We start from the raw sequence: 14,910 nt of genomic DNA, 5'->3' as shown, positions 1-14,910 counted from the left end.
CCTCAGGCCGGCTTCGTCTTCTTCTTCGCCGGAGCCTTCCGCCCACCCGCCGACCCCGAAGACCCCGACTCCGGCGTCTTCGACCCCGCGTCCTTCTTCCCCGCCGAACGCCCACCCCGCGACGACCGCGCCGCCTCCACACTCCGCTCCAACGCGGTCATCAGATCGATCACCTCACCCGAATCCTCCGACTCCGGCCGCTCCGGCAGCTCCGCCCCCTCCGCCTTCGCCTCGATCAACTCCCGCATCGCATCCGTGTAGTCGTCCGTGAAATCACCCGGGTCGAACGACCCCGCCATCGACTCCACCAACGACGCCGCCATCTTCAACTCCTGCGGACGCACCTCCACATCCGAATCCAGGAACTCGAAATCAGGCTTCCGGATCTCATCCGGCCACAACATCGTGTGCATCACCAACAGATCACCACGCGCACGCACCATCGCCAACGTCTCCCGCTGACGAACCGTGATCTTCACCACCGCGAGCTGCCCACTGCGCTCCAAAGCGGTCCGCAAGAGCACGTACGGACGCGTCGCCACCTTGTCCGGCTCCAGGTAGTACACCTTCTGGAAGTAGATCGGATCGATCTCCTCCGCCGGCACGAACTCCAACACGTCGATCGCGTGATCCGTGTTGATCGGCAACTTGTCGAAATCCTCGTCGTCCATCACCACCAGACGACCGTCATCCAACTCGTAGCCCTTCGCTATGTCCGCGTACGCGACCTCCTCACCGCACACCTGACACACCCGCTTGTACCGGATACGCCCACCGTCCCCCCGGTGCACCTGGTGAAAACGGAAATCATGCTCCTCCGTCGCCGTGTACAACCGCACACCGATCGTCACCAACCCGAAGGAAATCGCCCCACGCCACACGGACCTCATGGCACGAGACTTCCCGCTACACCCGGATTCCGCACCAGCACACCACACGAACGGACTAACGATCCCGCAACGAAGACGCCACTCGGCAGCCCCCACAAGAGCCCTAACGGCCCCCTCCACCACCCACCACCACCCGGGAAGCAGAACAGGGGAGAGGACACCTAATCCCGCCGAGGCAACCGCCCCAACGACACATACGTCCGATTACCCGCCACCGCCGCACGCCGCTCCCGCGCCGTCGCCTCGATGTAGTTCTGCGACGTCGCCAACGACGCATGCCCCAACAACGCCATGATCTCCGACGCCGACGCACCATCCTCCGCCAACCGCGTCGCGAACGTATGCCGCAACGCGTGCAGATTCGCCCCCGACGGCACCCGATCGTGCAACCCCGCCCACCGGAAGCACGACCGCACCAAGTACTCCAACCCACCCCGCCCGATCGGCTCCCCATGCCGGTCCCGCACCAACGCCGCCCCCCGGTCGAACCGCCCCTGCGGAAAACGCCGACGACACGACGCCAAATACTCCTCGATCACCCGATCCATCGCCGGCTCGATCGGCACCGACCGATCCCGATTCCCCTTACCCGCCACGTGCAACCGCCGCTCACCCGGCCGCCCCACCACCGACGCCAACGTCAACGTCCGCATCTCCGCCGACCGCAAACCCGCCACCAACCCCAACGCCAACACCAGCACATCCCGCTCCGGCCACGGATCACGCCCCTGCCGCGCCCCCTCCGCCACCGCCGCCAACAACCGCTCCGGCGTGTCCTCACCCCGCAACGGCTTCGGCACCAACGGCGGCGTCTTCGGCCGCGCCACCGCACCCATCGGATTCCCCGGCACCAGGTCCTCCGCCACGCAGAACGTCAGGAACTGGTTCCACGTCGACCACGCCCGCAACACCGACGACTTCGCGTGCGAATCCGCGAACACGCCGAACGCCTCGCGCAGGTTCCCCGACGACAGGTCCTCGATCACCAGCTCGTCCGGGGGAGTGGACAGCACCTCGCCCAACAACGCCGTGATCCCCGCCAGGTCGCGGCGGTAGGCGGCCGTGGTGTGCGGCGAGTCCTTCCGCGGCCTGCGGGCGAGGAAGAACTGCTCCTGAGCGGCGAGAACGCGCATGTCGATCTTCCTACCGCACCGCACCGACAAAACCGGCGATCGTCACGGCACAACCTCCACGTTTGATGGATAATCGCCATTATCCATCATTTATGGGTCCGGAAGGGGATGGACCCCGATCGGGGGAATGCCCCTCCCGGCGGCCGTCACCGGCCGCCGGGAGCCCTCCGCCGTGCGTGTTCGCCACGCCGTGCGCGCACCGTCGCGCTCCAGCCGTCCTCGTGCCGGCACGAGGACGGGACGACGACTGGAGGCTCGGGGTGGTCCGGGCACATGATCGACGTCGGCCGGCCGGTGCCTGTGGGCGCGTCGACGTCCGCCGATAACCGACGGCCGCACACGCCGGCGTTGATCCGTCACTGTGACGTTTCACGGGTGGTGTTCCCGAGGTCGGGACGCCACCGCCGAGCGGCTCGTCCGGAGCCTCCCGGCGGCCGGTCCGCCCCGGCGGGTGGCCTGCCTGTCCCGTCCGTGCCAGCGTGCGCTGCGGGCGCGCATGCGACGCGCACCGCGCGGCGTCGGCGGGTGCCGGTGTCGCCGTGCGGTGCGCGCCGAGGGGTGTGCGTTCGGCCTGTGTGGACGGTCCTCGTCGGGGTCCCCTCACCAGGCGTTCCGCAGCGCCGATAATCTACATTATGTTAAGTAAGTGGTGTGCGGCCATCCCCTGGGGCTGGTTAGGCTTCCTCCATGCCGGGTTCAGGCCTTCGTGGTTCTGCCTACGTCCGCCACACCCGCGCAGAGGCGACGAGTGACGACGACGTCTCGGGGCGCTGGGTGGCGGTTGACGAGTCGGGGTGGGACGGCGAGCAGCTGTACGGGCGTGGCGACCGCTACCTGGTGCTCGGATCGGTCGCGTTCGACGACGCGGCCGCTGCTCCGCTCGTCGAGGCGTTGCGGCGCGATGCCGGCCTCTCGCAGCCGCCGGAGTTGAAATTCGGCCAGTTCGCGGGGTCGAGGAACACCGGTCGACTGGAGGCGTTGGCGGCTTTCCTCCTCGGCGTCCGAGGGCGGGCGAGCGCGTACCTGGTGGACAAGCACTACTTCGTGGTGTCGAAGATGATCGACCTGCTGCTCGAAGAACGGGTGCGCAGGTTCGGCGGTGATCTGCACGCGGGTGGTGCCGCTCGAAGCCTCGCGCGGACATTGTTCGACGATGGCCCTCGAGCGCTTGGTCAGGAGCGGTTCGAACGACTGATCGCCACGATGGTGGACTTCGCGTCGGGACGCAATCGGGGTGGTGTTCTGGTGACCCCGGATGTGCTGGTCGGCGAGATCGACGATGCTTGGGCACGGGCTCGGCGGCGGAAGGTCGCGGACATCCTGGGCGAGTTGCGGAGGACCCGGTCAGAGGCGGTGGACCTCGTGCGGCTGCTCGGGCACGAGGATGGTCTCCCCGTGTTGGAGCCGCTGATCCCCTCGTTGAACGTGTGTGCGAGCGATTGGTGCGAGGCGCTCGGGCGCGTGAGTGTCCTGGTCGATGAGCAGCGGGTCTACACCGACGAGCGGCTCGACCGGATTCGTGTCGCGACGTCGGTGAGGCCTGGCCCGCTGGGTGGTGTTGTGCGCACGCCGGAGAGTCGTGGGGTGCAGGCGGTGCTGAGGGGCGGGTCGCAGGATCATCCGTCGATTCAACTCGCCGACCTGGTCGCGGGCGCCGGGCGGGAGGTCGCGCGTAGGCACGTCGGACGTCGTCCCTCCCCTGCCGGTGAGTTGTTGTGGCGGGCAGTGGTGCCGCTGATCAGCGCGCACAGCCTTGTTCCGCATGACGAGCCGGAGCGGTTCGGTCGTGCGGGGACGGGCGGGTAGGCGGTTGTCGCGGTGCGGCGTTCGGCGTTGGTCGTGGTCGCCGAACGCCGCACTCGTCAGGCTGTCGTGGTGGTCGTGCGGGCGGTGAGCACGTCGAAGTAGTGCGCGTTGGCCATCACGCCCAGGACGTTGCCGAACGGGTCGACGACGCCGGCGGTGACGAAGCCCTCGCCCCGGACGGTCGGCGGGTGGTGCGGGCGGGCGCCAAGTGCGGTGAGGCGGTCGAGGGTGGCCTGGAGGTCGTCGACGGCCCAGTAGGTGATGGCGCCGGCGGGTCCGCGGTGGACGTCGTGGGGTGCGTGGGCGGTGGCGACGATGCCGAATTCGTGCTGGTAGTCCCCCAGTCGCCATTCGATGTAGCCGCCGGGGACGCGGAAGTACGGCTGGAGGCCGAAGAACTCGCTGTACCAGGCCGAGGCGGCGTCGAGGTCGTCTGCGAAGAAGGTGGTGGTGGTGAGTCCGCGAAGCATGTCCTACTCCCCTGTCGTCCGGTGTCCTGGTGGTGAGCGTGGCCGGTGAAGTGCTCATCGAGTGAGCACTTTGGGGGCGAGAATCGGGCTCATGCGTGCGGACCGGTTGGTGGCTGCCCTGTTGTTGATGCAGGTGCGGGGTCGGGTGACGGCGGCGGAGTTGGCGGCGGAGCTGGAGGTGTCGGTGGCGACGGCGCGTCGTGATCTGGAGGCGTTGTCGTCGGCGGGTGTGCCGGTGTACCCGCAGCCGGGGCGTGGTGGGGGTTGGCGGTTGGTGGGGCGTGCGCGGACGGATCTGAGTGGGTTGACCTCGTCGGAGGCGCGGGCGTTGTTCTTGTTGTTGGGGCCGGTGGCGGGGATGTCGGTGCAGGTGCGGGGTGCGGTGCGGAAGTTGGTGCGGGCGTTGCCGGAGCCGTTCCGGGAGGACGCGTGGGTGGCGGTGGACGCGGTGGTGGTGGACGGGGCGGCGTGGGGTGGGGTTGTTCGGGGGCGTCCTGGGGTGGTGGGGCGGTTGGAGGAGGCGGTGGTGGGGCGGCGTCGGGTGCGGTTGGTGTACGCGGGGCGTGGGGGTGGGTCGGAGCGGGTGGTGGAGCCGTGGGGGCTCGTGGACAAGGGCGGGGTTTGGTACTTGGTGGCGGGTACGGCGGTGGGGCGGCGGGTGTTCCGGGTGGATCGGGTGGTGTCGGCGGAGGTGGTGGAGGGGGTGTTCGAGCGGCCTGGTGGGTTCGACTTGGCGTCGGTGTGGGGTGAGGTGGTGGAGGGGGTGGAGGTGCGTCGGTCGGTGTGTTCGGCGGTGGTGGAGGTGGAGGAGCGGTTCGCGGGGGTGTTGGCGGATCAGTTCGGGCGGCATTGCGTGGTGGTGGGGTCGGTGGGTGGTGGTCGGGTGCGGGTTCGGGTGGGTGCGTCGACTCCGTTGATGGTCGCGCAGGTGTTGGCGGGGTGGGGTGGGTTGGTGGAGGTGGACGCCGGCTTGTCGGACGGGGTGGCGGTGCGGGTGGAGTTGGGCCGGTTGGGGCGTGAGTTGGTGGCGCGTTACGGCTCGTGAGGTGGTGGGGCGGGGTGGTCGAGGTGGTCGAGGATGCGGTCGCGCATGGGGCGCTCCCCCAGGGCTTTGAGGGCGGCGTCGACGAGGTCGCCGAGGGGGTGTGGGAGTTCGGCGTCGAGTTGCCGGGCGGCGGCGGTGGTGGCGTGCCATTCGGCGTCGAGGGTGGGGAGGATGGTGCGGGCGTGGTGGGTGAGGTGGACGATGCGGTGGCGGGCGTCGTCGCCGGGGTGGAGTTCGACGAGGCCGTCGCGGTGCATCTGGTTGACGGTCTGGCTGATGGCGGAGTGGGTGACGCCGATGGTGGTGGCGAGGTCGCGGATGGATTGGGGTCCGTGGGTGGCGATGATGCGGATGACGGGTGTGTACCGGGGGCGGAAGCCCGGTAGGCCGAGGTCGGTGTAGACGCGGGCGACGTCTCCGTCGAGTTGGTCGAGGAGGTGTCGCAGGCGGGTGCCGAGGAAATGGCGTTGCTCCACTCCCCTAATGTAACAGTGCTGTTGTTTCTGGTGGAGGGAGTGGGTCGTGGCGTTGTTCCCGGAGATCGAGCCGTACGCGCACGGGATGCTGGACGTGGGTGACGGGAACCTCGTGTACTGGGAGGAGTCGGGAAACCCGGACGGGAAGCCGGTGGTGGGGTTGCACGGCGGTCCGGGTACGGGCTGCTCCCCCGGCATGCGGCGGCAGTTCGACCCGGGGGCGTACCGGATCGTCCTGTTCGACCAGCGCGGGAGCGGGCGCAGCGTGCCGCACGCGGCGGAGTTCTCGACGGACCTGTCGGTGAACACGACGGCGCACCTGGTGGCGGACATCGAGTTGTTGCGGGAGCACCGGGGGGTGGAGCGGTGGATGGTGTTCGGCGGGTCGTGGGGGTCGACGTTGGGCCTGCACTACGCGGAGTTGTTCCCGCACCGGGTGTCGGAGGTCGTGCTGGTGGCGGTGACGACGGGTCGGTACGCGGAGTTGGACTGGCTGTACCACGGGTTGGGGATGTTCTTCCCGGAGGAGCACGCGCGGTTCCGGGCGGGTGCGCCGGAGGGTGCGGTGGACCTGGTCGCGGCGTACCACGCGCTGTTCGCCGACCCGGACCCGGCGGTGCGGGCGAAGGCGGTGGTGGACTGGACGGACTGGGAGTCGTCGATCGTGTCGCTGGACCCGGACTGGCGGCCGGGGCCGCGTTACGCCGACCCGGCGTGGTTGACGGCGTTCGCGCGGATCACGGCGCACTACTTCGCGCACCGGTGCTGGTTGGAGGACGGTCGGGTGTTGCGGGAGGTGGGGCGGTTGCGCGGCATCCCGGCGGTGTTGGTGCACGGGCGGTTGGACATGCAGGGGCCGTTGTGGACGGCGTGGGAGTTGGCGCGGGCGTGGCCGGACGCGGAGTTGGTGGTGGTGCGCGGGGCGGCGCACGCGGCGTCGGACCCGGGGATGGCGGAGGCGGTGGTGGCGGCGACGAACCGGTTCGCGCGCCGGTGGTGAGGCCCGGGGTGCGGGTCAGGCGTGGTCGGGGTGGTGGGGGCGGGGCTGGTGGGGGCCGGGGGTCCAGATGCTGGTGTTCCTGACGTCGACGCCTTCGAGGTCGCGCGACACGGGGACGGGGTGGGTGGCGAGGCGGGTCCAGTCGCGGGGGGCGAAGCTGCGTTGGGGGTCGCCGACGAGGACGAGGGCGCCGCGGTGGTGGGCGGCGAGGAGGAACCCGGTGAAGCGGGCGGCCATGTCGCGGTCGTAGAAGACGTCACCGGCGAGGACGACGTCGACGTCGGGGTGGGTGTCGAGCAGGTCGTCGGTGGTGGTGTCGAGGGTGACGTGGTTGGCGGCGGCGTTGAGGGTGGTGGCCGCGGCGGCGAGGGGGTCGATGTCGTTGGCGGTGACGTGGGCGCCGGTGAGGGCGGCGGCGATGGCGACGAGGCCGGAGCCGCAGGCGACGTCGAGGACGCGGCGGTGGGCGACGAGGTGGGGGTGGTCGAGGACGTGGCGGGCGAGGGCTTGCCCGCCTGCCCAGGGGAAGGCCCAGAAGGGTGGTTCGGGGGTGCCGGTGGTGTGCCAGAGGGCGATGACGTCGTCGGCGGTGTGCAGGGTGATCTCGGGGACGAGGGGTGTGGGGAGCGGTGTGGTGGTGGATCCGACGAGGTGGTGTGCGTCGTGCACGGTGTGCCCTTCGCGGGTGGGGTGGGTCCGGTCGGGGGTGGGGTGCGGGTGCTCACAGGCCTCCGGCGACCCGCAGGACCGCCCCGGTGGTGAAGGAGGCGGCGTCGGAGAGCAGCCACGCCACGGCGTGCGCGATCTCGTCGGGCTCCCCCGGCCTGCCCAGCGGGATGGCCTTGGCGACGCGGTCGGGGCGGTCGGGGACGCCGGACAGCGCGTGGATGTCGGTGCGCACGGTGCCGGCGGCGACGGCGTTGACGCGGATGCCGCGTGGTCCGAGTTCCTTGGCCAGGCCGACGGTCATGGCGTCGACGGCGGCCTTGCTGGCGGCGTAGTGCACGTACTCCCCCGGGCTGCCGAGGGTGGCGGCGGCGGAGGACAGCGACACGATGGAGCCGCCGCGGGTGAGGTCGCGGGCGGCGCGGCGGGCGCACAGCAGTGCGCCGACCACGTTGACCTCGACCACGCGGCGCAGGTCGTGGGTGCGCAGGTCGGCGAGGGGGCCGACGGGGCTGGTGATGCCGGCGTTGACGACGACGCCGGTGACCTGGCCGAGTCCGGCGGCGGTGTCGAAGAGCCGGTCCACGTCGTGCTCGTCGGAGACCTCGGCGCGCACGGCGAGTCCGCCGACCTCCTCGGCGAGGGCGTGGGCGGTCTGTTCGGCGGTGCGGTAGCCGAGCACGACGCGGTGGCCGTCGGCTGCGACGCGGCGCACGACGGCGGCGCCGATGCCCCGGCTGCCGCCGGTCACCACGATCAGGCCAGCCATCGGGTCACCTCCCGGTCGACGTCGTCGACGCGGGTGACGAGCATGTGCGCGAGGTCGGGGATCTCGACCAGGCGCGCGCCGGGCACGGCGGCGACCAGGGCGTCCTGCGCGGGGCGGAACGCCGGGTACTCGTGCTCGCCGCGCACCAGCAGCAGCGGGGCGGTGATCCGGGGGGCGTGGGCGAGGACGTCGAGGGGTTCGGCGGCGGCGAGGGCGTCGTCGGTCCACTCGTGGTGGTGCAGGGCGCCCTGGTCGAGGGAGGCGTCGACGACGGCGTGCAGGGTCACGGCGGGGTTGACCACGGCGATGCGCCGCACGGGCACGGCGGTGCGCGTGGCGGTCAGCAGGGCGACGTGGCCGCCGGCGGAGCCGCCGACGACGTCCACGGCGGTGCCGTCCCAGTCGGGCAGGGCGGCCAGCACGTCGGGTGCCTCGTCGACCGCGCGTCGCACGAGTGCCGCGTAGCGGTCGGCGGCCATGGCGGTGTCGGGGACGGGCAGTGCCGGGTAGACGCGCCAGGCGTCGACGCCGTGCAGCGGGAGGGTCGCGGCCATGGTGTCGGGGGTGCCGGGTTCGCCCAGCAGGTGCCACACCAGCACGACCCGTCCCGTGGGGTTCGCCGGTGGGAGCACGGTGAACGCGGTGCCCGAGGCGGTGTGTGTGATCACCATGCGGGGAACCTAGCGGTGCGGGGGTGTGCGGGGGCAGGGGTGTCCGCCACCCGCGAACTGTCACGTTGCGTCACCTTCGGGGTCTCGTAAGGGTGAATACGGGGGCCGGTGTCACCCGGACGTCCAACAAAGGGCACCCTAATAACGTGACCGAGCCGCGCTGTGCCGCGATCTCCGCGACCCTCGACGACCCCCAGGCGGGCACCGCCGCCACCGCCGCGGCGTGGCTGGCCCTGGAGCAACCCGGCCCCTGGGGGCGCGACGCGCTCACCCAGAGCCGCCTCGATCCCGCGCTCGGCGCCGAACTCGCCCGCCGCGCCGCCGACGCCGGCGTGCGCGTCCTGCTCATCCGCCGCCCCGGCCGCCACACCGACGCCCCCGGCGCGCCGCGCCGGGTCTACCTCGCCACCACCACCCCCGGCGCGGCCCGCCTGCGCGCCGGGCACGTCGACGACCCCGCCGGGCTGCTCGACCTCGACCTGGGCGCCCTCGCGCGCGGCGAGGACACCGGGTTCGGCTCCCCCGCGGCGCACCCCGTGCTGCTGGTGTGCGCCAACAGCCGCCGCGACACCTGCTGCGCCCTGCTGGGCCGGCCCCTGGCCGGGGAACTGGCCGCCGAACGCGGCGAGGCCGTGTGGGAGTGCACCCACACCGGCGGGCACCGCTTCGCGCCCACCGGCGTGCTGCTGCCCACCGGCTACGCCTACGGCCGCCTCGACGCCGACTTCGCCCGCCTGCTGCTCGACCGCGCCGCCGCCGGGCACGTCGTCACCGACCGCTGCCGGGGCCGCTCCACCCACGGCCCCGCCGGGCAGGTCGCCGACCTGGCGGTGCGGGAGCTGACCGGCGAGCACCGCGACACCCTCGCCGTGGTCGGGGAGACGGCGCACGGGGTCACCGTGCGGCACGACGACGGCCGCGCGTGGCACGTCGCCGTCACCACCCGTGAACTACCCGCCCGTCCCGTCAGCTGCGGCGCGACCCCCACCGCGCCCACCGCGGTCTCGGTCACCGGCGTGCGCCCCCTCGTCCCCGCCGGCGGCTGACCCGCCCGGCGAGCCGTCCGGCGTCGACCCCCGGGTCGGCTCCGGCGCGGGGGTCGGCACCGCCGCCCGGAACAGGCCCAGGCCCAGCGCGTACGGGTCGTCCAGGCCCACCCGCCGCAGCACCTCCGGCGGCAGCGCCAGCACCGACACCGCCACACCCAGGAAGTAGGCGTCCAGCAGCCCCGCGTCGCGCGCCGTGCTCGGCAACCCCGCCGCGGCGTGCAGCCCGGCCGAGGCCTCGGCGTTGGACACCGCCATGCGACCCAGCGCCTCGCGCACCCCCGGCCGGCGCACCGCCTCCAGGTACAGCTCCGCCATCGCCAGCAGCTGCGTCGGGTCGCCCGCCACCGCGCGGCGCAGCAGCGCCGGGTACAGCTCGGCCACCTCCGCCGGGGAGACGTCGTCCGGCGTCGTCTCGCGCAACCGGCGCACCGCCTCGGCGTGCAGCGCCGCCATCCTCCCCGCGGCCGCCGCCAGCAGCGCCTCGCGGGAGGGGAAGTAGTTCTTCGTCGTGCCCTGCGGCACCCCGGCCGCCCGGTCCACCGCGCGGTGCGTCAACCCGCGCCCGCCCTCGGCGGCCAGCACCGAGATCGCGCAGTCGCACAGCAAGTCCCGACGGCCCATGGGCACGGGACCCTAGCCGACCTCGGCGCCCGCCCCCGGACCGGCCGCTCCCGCCGCCGCCACCACCCGTCCCGACTCCAGGACCAGCCACAACCCGCACACGCAGCGCACGTAGTCGACCACCGTGCGTGCCGCGGCGTGGGAGGAGACGGGGTAGGCGGGATCGGCGGCGGGCCAGCCGCAGCGGGGGCATCCGGTGTTCACGCGCACCAGCGTGGTGTCATGGTTCAGTGCACTTCAACCCTTACGGCGGGGCGGCGGCCGAACTCGCCGCGGCCCTCGTCAACACCGCGGCCGCCGACCCGCACGCCGACGCCGACGCACTGCTCGCCCTGCTGCGCGAGCAGGACTACCGACCCGTCGGCGCCCTCGACGCCCACCAGGCCCGGGACCTGCTGCGCTGGGCCGCCCGCCTCTCCCCCGTCTTCGACCCCGCCCCCGACCGGGTCGCCCTGGTCAACGCCCTGCTCGCCGAGGCCGCCGCCAGGCCCTACGTCTCCACCCACGACGACCGCCCGCCGCACCTGCACTTCGCCCCCGAGGACGCGCCCACCCCCGACCGGGTGCGCGCCTTCACCGCCGCCGGCCTGGCCCACCTGCTGTGCGAGGACCCCGACCGGCTCGGCCGCTGCGCCCGGCCCGGCTGCGCCACCGTCTACGTCGACACCTCCCGCAACGGCCGCCGCCGCTACTGCACCACCCGCTGCGCCAACCGCGTCCACGTCGCCCAGCACCGCGCACGCTGACCCCGCGGGCCGCGCGCCCGGGGGGGCACTCAGCCCTCGGCGGCGGGCACGCGCCGCCCGAACCGGGCGTGGTCGAACTCCGCCTCCTCGCCGATCAACGCCGCCCCCACGTCGGTGCGGCCCCGGAACCAGGCGTGCCCGAACCGCGCGTCCTGCTGGAACACCACGTCGGCGAACAACGCCCGCCCCCCGAACCGCACGTGCCGGAAGTCCGCCGACCCCGTCACCTCCGCGCCCGAGAAGTCCGCCCGGCCCGACACCTTCGCCCGCGTCACCACCAGCGACCGCGCCACCTGCGCCGAGCGCAGCGACACGTTGCCCGCGAACACCGCCAGCGCGAACGTCGCCGACCGCGCGAACAGCACGTCGGTGAACACCGCGTGCCGCAGGAACCGCGCCGCCGCGAAGCTCGCGTCCCCCGTCACCGTCGTCGCCGCGAACCGGGCGTCGCCCACGAACACCGCGCCCGTCAGGTCCACCCGCCCCACCCGGCACCCCGACAGGTCGAAGTCCACCAGGATCGCCCCCGGCGCCACCACGTCCATCCCCGGCCAGAAGTCCTCACCCGGCCGCAGGTGCCCCACCAGCTCCCGCTGCACGTCGCGCCGCCACGACGCGTCCAACCCGCGCGCCACCCCGCCGCGCAACGCCGCCAACCACGTGTCCACCACGTCCTGCCGACGCCGCGGCACCTGCCTGCCGATCTCCGCCAGCAGCAGCAGGCCCTCGGCGTCGCCCGCGCGGAACAGCCGGTTCGCCTCCCGCCACACCGACACCGGCGACGGCGCCACCGCCTCCGGACCCACCCGCCTGCGCGCGTGCTCCGCCAACAGCGCCTCCGCGCGCACCATCCGCACGTGCCGCACACCCACCCACACCACGACCAGCACGACGGCGACCGGCACCAGCCACGACGACATACCCCCGATCATGCCCCCACCGCCCGCGTCGAGGGGCGCACGCCCCGTCACCGCCTCCGGACCGACGCCGCGACCCGCCCCACCCGGAGCGCCGACCCCGCGCCGCCGCGCACCCGCGCCACCACGCCCGACACGACGTCCGCCGCCCCCGCGGCGCCGACACCCGCCGCCCCGGCGTCGACCGCTCCCGCGCCGACCGGCTTCGCACTGCCGAACGCCACCCCCCCGGCCCGCCACGACCCCGCCGGGCGGTGCCGCCCGTGCCGCGCCGGCGCGCGTCACCGGACCACCCGGCCGCCCCTGCCCTAGTGTTCGCACCATGGACCCGACCGACGCGTGCTTCGCCGGCGCCGCCGGCCAAGCGGAACTGCTGCGCTCCGGCGTGCTCACCGCCCGCGACCTCGTCGCCGAGTGCCTGCGCCGCATCGACCGCCACGACCGGCGGCTCAACGCCTTCCGCACCGTGTTCGCCGAGCGCGCCCTCGCCGACGCCGACCGCGCCGACGCCCGCCTGTCCCGCGGCGAGCACGCGCCGCTGCTCGGGGTGCCCGTCGCCGTCAAGGAGGACCTCGCCGTCGCGGGCCTGCCCACCACCAGCGGCACCGCCGCCGTCGAGGGCGCCGCGACCGCCGACAGCCACGTCGTGGCCCGCCTGCGCGCCGCCGGCGCCGTCCTCGTCGGCCGCACCCGCATGCCCGAACTCGGCCTGTGGCCGCACACCGAGTCCACCTGGGCCGGCGCCACCCGCAACCCGTGGTCGCCCGACCACTCGCCCGGCGGGTCCAGCGGGGGGTCGGCCGCCGCCGTCGCCGCCGGGCTCGTCGGCGCCGCCGTGGGCACCGACGGCGCGGGCTCCGTGCGCATCCCCGCCGCCTGCACCGGCCTGTTCGGTTTCAAACCCCGCCGCGACCACGTCACCCTCGACCACGGTCACGACACCTGGGACGGCCTCGTCGTCGCCGGCCCCGTCACCCGCCACGTCCGCGACGCCGCCCTGCTGCTCGACGTCCTCGCCCCCGGACACGACCACACCCGCGCCGTCACCGACGCCCGCACCCTGCGCATCGCCGTGTCCCTGCGCCCCTGGGGAACCGCCATCGGCGTCGACCCCGAGGTCCGCGACGCCGTCCTCGACACCGCGGGCCTGCTCTCCGACCTCGGCCACGACGTCACCCGCACCGACCCCGACCTGCGCGCCACCAGCGGCTCCACCGGGTTCGCCGTCCGCTACCTGCACGTCGCCGCCGCCGCCGAGGCACGACTGGACCGCCCCGACCGGCTCGACCGCCGAACCCGCGCCGTCGCCGCCCTCGGCCGCTCCCTGCCCCGCGCCGCCGTGCGCGCCGCACTCGCCCAGCAGGACGGCCTCACCCGCCACGCCGACCGCCTCTTCGAGGACCACGACCTGCTGCTCACCCCGGTGCTCACCCGACCACCCCTGCGCGTCGGGGAGTGGGACCGCCGCCCCACCGTCGCCGCCCTGCTCGCCGCCGCCCGCATGACCGCGTTCCTGCCGCTGTGGAACATCACCGGCAACCCCGCCGCCGCCGTCCCCGCCGGGCACACCCGCACCGGCCTGCCGCTCGCCGTGCAACTGGTCGCCGCACCCGACGCGGAGACCACGATCCTCACCGCCGCCGGACAACTCGAACGCGCCCGCCCCTGGGCCGCCCACCCGGCTACTGACCAGCCCGCTGCCGACCAGTCGGGGCGAGGGCCCCGGTCAGCCGCCCGCGTCCGGCGCCGGCTCCGACACCCACTCCGGCAGGTCGCCGTCGCGCGCCAGGGCCGCCACCGCCCGCTCCCGCACCCCCGGCCACCCCACCGTGCCCGCCGCCAGCACCCGCAGCCGGTGCCACGCCTGCGCCGTCGGGTGCTCCAGCAGCACGCGCAGCCGCAACCCCACCGCGCGCTCCGCCCACCCCACCCGCAGGCACTCGTCCACGCCCAGGTCCACCAACGGCCCCGCCGAACCCCGCCCCCGCGTCGCGACCACGCCGCGCTCCACCCACTGCACGGCCTCCTCCGAGCGGCCCGCGTCGCGCAACACCGTCGCCACCCGCAGGTAGTGCCAGCCCGACGACAGGTCCCGCGTCAGCACCAGCACCTGCAGGTCCACGTCACCGGTGTGCTCGGCCAGCTCCTCCACCACCCGCAGCAACGCCCACCGCTCCCGGTCGTAGCGGCCGGTCCGCCCGAACCCGATCACCGGCAGCCGCTCGAACCGCTCCACCGCCCACGACCGGTAGCGTTCCAGCCCCTGCGCGCCCAGCGCCGCCGCGTACGGCGCCAACCGCACCTCCGGCGGTTCGGCGAACCCCGTCTGCAGGTGCAGCAGCCACCGCGCCAGCTCCTCCGGCGCCGCCGGGTCGTCCGCGCACGCCACCGCGTGCAGGTCCACCACCCGGTCCACCAGCTCCGTCAACCGCGCCCGGTGGGGCCGGTGCCGTGGCACGGCGTCCACCAGCAGCTCCGCCAACTCCTGCGCCACCACCCGCGCGCCGGGACCGGCCAGGACCAGCTCCGAGAGCCCCGCCACCACCGCGGCCAACTCCTGCCAGCGCGCCGCCCAGGGCAGGTCCGGGCGGGTCAGCGCGGTCGCCGCGCGACCGGTCAAGGCGTGCACCGCGCCATCCAACCGCACCCGC

Annotated in this window: 17 protein-coding genes and 1 pseudogene; 6 read left to right on the top strand and 12 right to left on the bottom strand. The window is 73.7% G+C overall.

Going from position 1 to position 14,910, the window contains the following annotated elements:
• Positions 1-2 precede the first annotated feature (2 nt).
• A complete protein-coding gene (gene ku, locus J2S66_RS11010; protein ID WP_310306827.1) occupies positions 3-890 on the bottom strand; it encodes a non-homologous end joining protein Ku in 888 nt (295 codons plus the stop codon).
• A 161-nt stretch (positions 891-1,051) separates the two neighbouring features.
• Complete coding sequence (locus tag J2S66_RS11005) at positions 1,052-2,023, bottom strand: tyrosine-type recombinase/integrase (protein WP_310306826.1); 972 nt, start codon at positions 2,021-2,023, stop codon at positions 1,052-1,054.
• Between the two features lie 687 nt (positions 2,024-2,710).
• Here J2S66_RS11005 and J2S66_RS11000 point away from each other — a divergent pair.
• On the top strand, positions 2,711-3,829 hold the full coding sequence (locus tag J2S66_RS11000; protein WP_310306825.1) for a hypothetical protein: 1,119 nt from the start codon (positions 2,711-2,713) through the stop codon (positions 3,827-3,829).
• A 56-nt stretch (positions 3,830-3,885) separates the two neighbouring features.
• On the opposite strand, the gene J2S66_RS10995 is transcribed toward J2S66_RS11000, so the two are convergent.
• Positions 3,886-4,299: a VOC family protein gene (locus J2S66_RS10995; RefSeq protein WP_310306824.1), complete on the bottom strand. Its 414-nt coding sequence runs from the start codon at positions 4,297-4,299 to the stop codon at positions 3,886-3,888.
• 91 nt (positions 4,300-4,390) lie between these two features.
• On the opposite strand from J2S66_RS10995, the gene J2S66_RS10990 reads away from it, so the two are divergent.
• Positions 4,391-5,344, top strand: coding sequence for a helix-turn-helix transcriptional regulator (locus J2S66_RS10990; RefSeq protein ID WP_310306823.1), 954 nt, complete (start codon positions 4,391-4,393; stop codon positions 5,342-5,344).
• Here the strand turns inward: J2S66_RS10990 and J2S66_RS10985 are convergent.
• On the bottom strand, positions 5,332-5,820 hold the full coding sequence (locus tag J2S66_RS10985; protein WP_310306822.1) for a MarR family winged helix-turn-helix transcriptional regulator: 489 nt from the start codon (positions 5,818-5,820) through the stop codon (positions 5,332-5,334). The two genes, J2S66_RS10990 and J2S66_RS10985, sit on opposite strands and share 13 nt — an antisense overlap.
• A 52-nt stretch (positions 5,821-5,872) precedes the next feature.
• On the opposite strand from J2S66_RS10985, the gene pip reads away from it, so the two are divergent.
• Positions 5,873-6,820 (top strand): prolyl aminopeptidase, encoded by a 948-nt coding sequence (gene pip, locus J2S66_RS10980; RefSeq protein ID WP_374726194.1) that lies wholly within the window; start codon positions 5,873-5,875, stop codon positions 6,818-6,820.
• A 15-nt stretch (positions 6,821-6,835) separates the two neighbouring features.
• On the opposite strand, the gene J2S66_RS10975 is transcribed toward pip, so the two are convergent.
• The 3 genes from J2S66_RS10975 to J2S66_RS10965 are packed head-to-tail and all read right to left on the bottom strand — an operon-like array spanning position 6,836 to position 8,926.
• Entirely contained in the window at positions 6,836-7,489 is a 654-nt protein-coding gene (locus J2S66_RS10975; protein WP_310306820.1) for a class I SAM-dependent methyltransferase, read from the bottom strand.
• 52 nt (positions 7,490-7,541) lie between these two features.
• Positions 7,542-8,255: an SDR family oxidoreductase gene (locus tag J2S66_RS10970; protein ID WP_306750509.1), complete on the bottom strand. Its 714-nt coding sequence runs from the start codon at positions 8,253-8,255 to the stop codon at positions 7,542-7,544.
• Entirely contained in the window at positions 8,243-8,926 is a 684-nt protein-coding gene (locus J2S66_RS10965) for an alpha/beta fold hydrolase (protein WP_310306819.1), read from the bottom strand. Before J2S66_RS10965 ends, J2S66_RS10970 begins: the two co-directional genes overlap by 13 nt.
• Positions 8,927-9,072: 146 nt before the next feature.
• Between J2S66_RS10965 and J2S66_RS10960 the strand changes: the two genes are divergently transcribed.
• Positions 9,073-9,972, top strand: coding sequence for a ferredoxin family protein (locus J2S66_RS10960; protein WP_310306818.1), 900 nt, complete (start codon positions 9,073-9,075; stop codon positions 9,970-9,972).
• Here J2S66_RS10960 and J2S66_RS10955 read toward each other — a convergent pair.
• Both J2S66_RS10955 and J2S66_RS10950 read right to left on the bottom strand, forming a co-directional pair.
• Positions 9,877-10,596 carry a TetR/AcrR family transcriptional regulator gene (locus tag J2S66_RS10955; protein ID WP_310306817.1) on the bottom strand — a complete coding sequence of 240 codons (720 nt, stop codon included), beginning with the start codon at positions 10,594-10,596 and terminating at the stop codon, positions 9,877-9,879. The two genes, J2S66_RS10960 and J2S66_RS10955, sit on opposite strands and share 96 nt — an antisense overlap.
• 12 nt (positions 10,597-10,608) lie before the next feature.
• The gene (locus tag J2S66_RS10950) at positions 10,609-10,800 is read right to left on the bottom strand and encodes a hypothetical protein (protein ID WP_310306816.1); all 192 of its coding nucleotides are present in this window, start codon (positions 10,798-10,800) and stop codon (positions 10,609-10,611) included.
• A 26-nt stretch (positions 10,801-10,826) separates the two neighbouring features.
• On the opposite strand from J2S66_RS10950, the gene J2S66_RS10945 reads away from it, so the two are divergent.
• Positions 10,827-11,342: a CGNR zinc finger domain-containing protein gene (locus J2S66_RS10945; protein ID WP_310306815.1), complete on the top strand. Its 516-nt coding sequence runs from the start codon at positions 10,827-10,829 to the stop codon at positions 11,340-11,342.
• Positions 11,343-11,371: 29 nt separating this feature from the next.
• Here J2S66_RS10945 and J2S66_RS10940 read toward each other — a convergent pair whose 3' ends face one another.
• Entirely contained in the window at positions 11,372-12,274 is a 903-nt protein-coding gene (locus J2S66_RS10940; protein WP_310306814.1) for a pentapeptide repeat-containing protein, read from the bottom strand.
• A gap of 35 nt (positions 12,275-12,309) precedes the next feature.
• A complete protein-coding gene (locus J2S66_RS10935) occupies positions 12,310-12,483 on the bottom strand; it encodes a hypothetical protein (protein WP_310306813.1) in 174 nt (57 codons plus the stop codon).
• 98 nt (positions 12,484-12,581) lie between these two features.
• Here J2S66_RS10935 and J2S66_RS10930 point away from each other — a divergent pair.
• Positions 12,582-13,880 (top strand): annotated as a pseudogene (locus J2S66_RS10930) (amidase family protein); the annotation flags it as partial.
• A gap of 105 nt (positions 13,881-13,985) precedes the next feature.
• Here J2S66_RS10930 and J2S66_RS10925 read toward each other — a convergent pair.
• Positions 13,986-14,888: a hypothetical protein gene (locus tag J2S66_RS10925; protein ID WP_310306812.1), complete on the bottom strand. Its 903-nt coding sequence runs from the start codon at positions 14,886-14,888 to the stop codon at positions 13,986-13,988.
• Positions 14,889-14,910 lie beyond the last annotated feature (22 nt).

This window comes from Saccharothrix longispora, assembly GCF_031455225.1.
Taxonomy (GTDB): Bacteria; Actinomycetota; Actinomycetes; order Mycobacteriales; family Pseudonocardiaceae; genus Actinosynnema; species Actinosynnema longispora.
This window is presented reverse-complemented; position numbering and strand designations above follow the sequence as displayed.

Coding starts and splice junctions, on each gene's coding strand:
- J2S66_RS10970 (WP_306750509.1), bottom strand. CDS start 8,255: ATGGCTGGCCTGATCGTGGTGACCGGCGGCAGCCGGGGCATCGGCGCC.
- J2S66_RS10995 (WP_310306824.1), bottom strand. CDS start 4,299: ATGCTTCGCGGACTCACCACCACCACCTTCTTCGCAGACGACCTCGAC.
- J2S66_RS10940 (WP_310306814.1), bottom strand. CDS start 12,274: ATGATCGGGGGTATGTCGTCGTGGCTGGTGCCGGTCGCCGTCGTGCTG.
- J2S66_RS11000 (WP_310306825.1), top strand. CDS start 2,711: ATGCCGGGTTCAGGCCTTCGTGGTTCTGCCTACGTCCGCCACACCCGC.
- ku (WP_310306827.1), bottom strand. CDS start 890: ATGAGGTCCGTGTGGCGTGGGGCGATTTCCTTCGGGTTGGTGACGATC.
- J2S66_RS10955 (WP_310306817.1), bottom strand. CDS start 10,596: ATGGGCCGTCGGGACTTGCTGTGCGACTGCGCGATCTCGGTGCTGGCC.
- J2S66_RS11005 (WP_310306826.1), bottom strand. CDS start 2,023: ATGCGCGTTCTCGCCGCTCAGGAGCAGTTCTTCCTCGCCCGCAGGCCG.
- J2S66_RS10990 (WP_310306823.1), top strand. CDS start 4,391: ATGCGTGCGGACCGGTTGGTGGCTGCCCTGTTGTTGATGCAGGTGCGG.
- J2S66_RS10965 (WP_310306819.1), bottom strand. CDS start 8,926: ATGGTGATCACACACACCGCCTCGGGCACCGCGTTCACCGTGCTCCCA.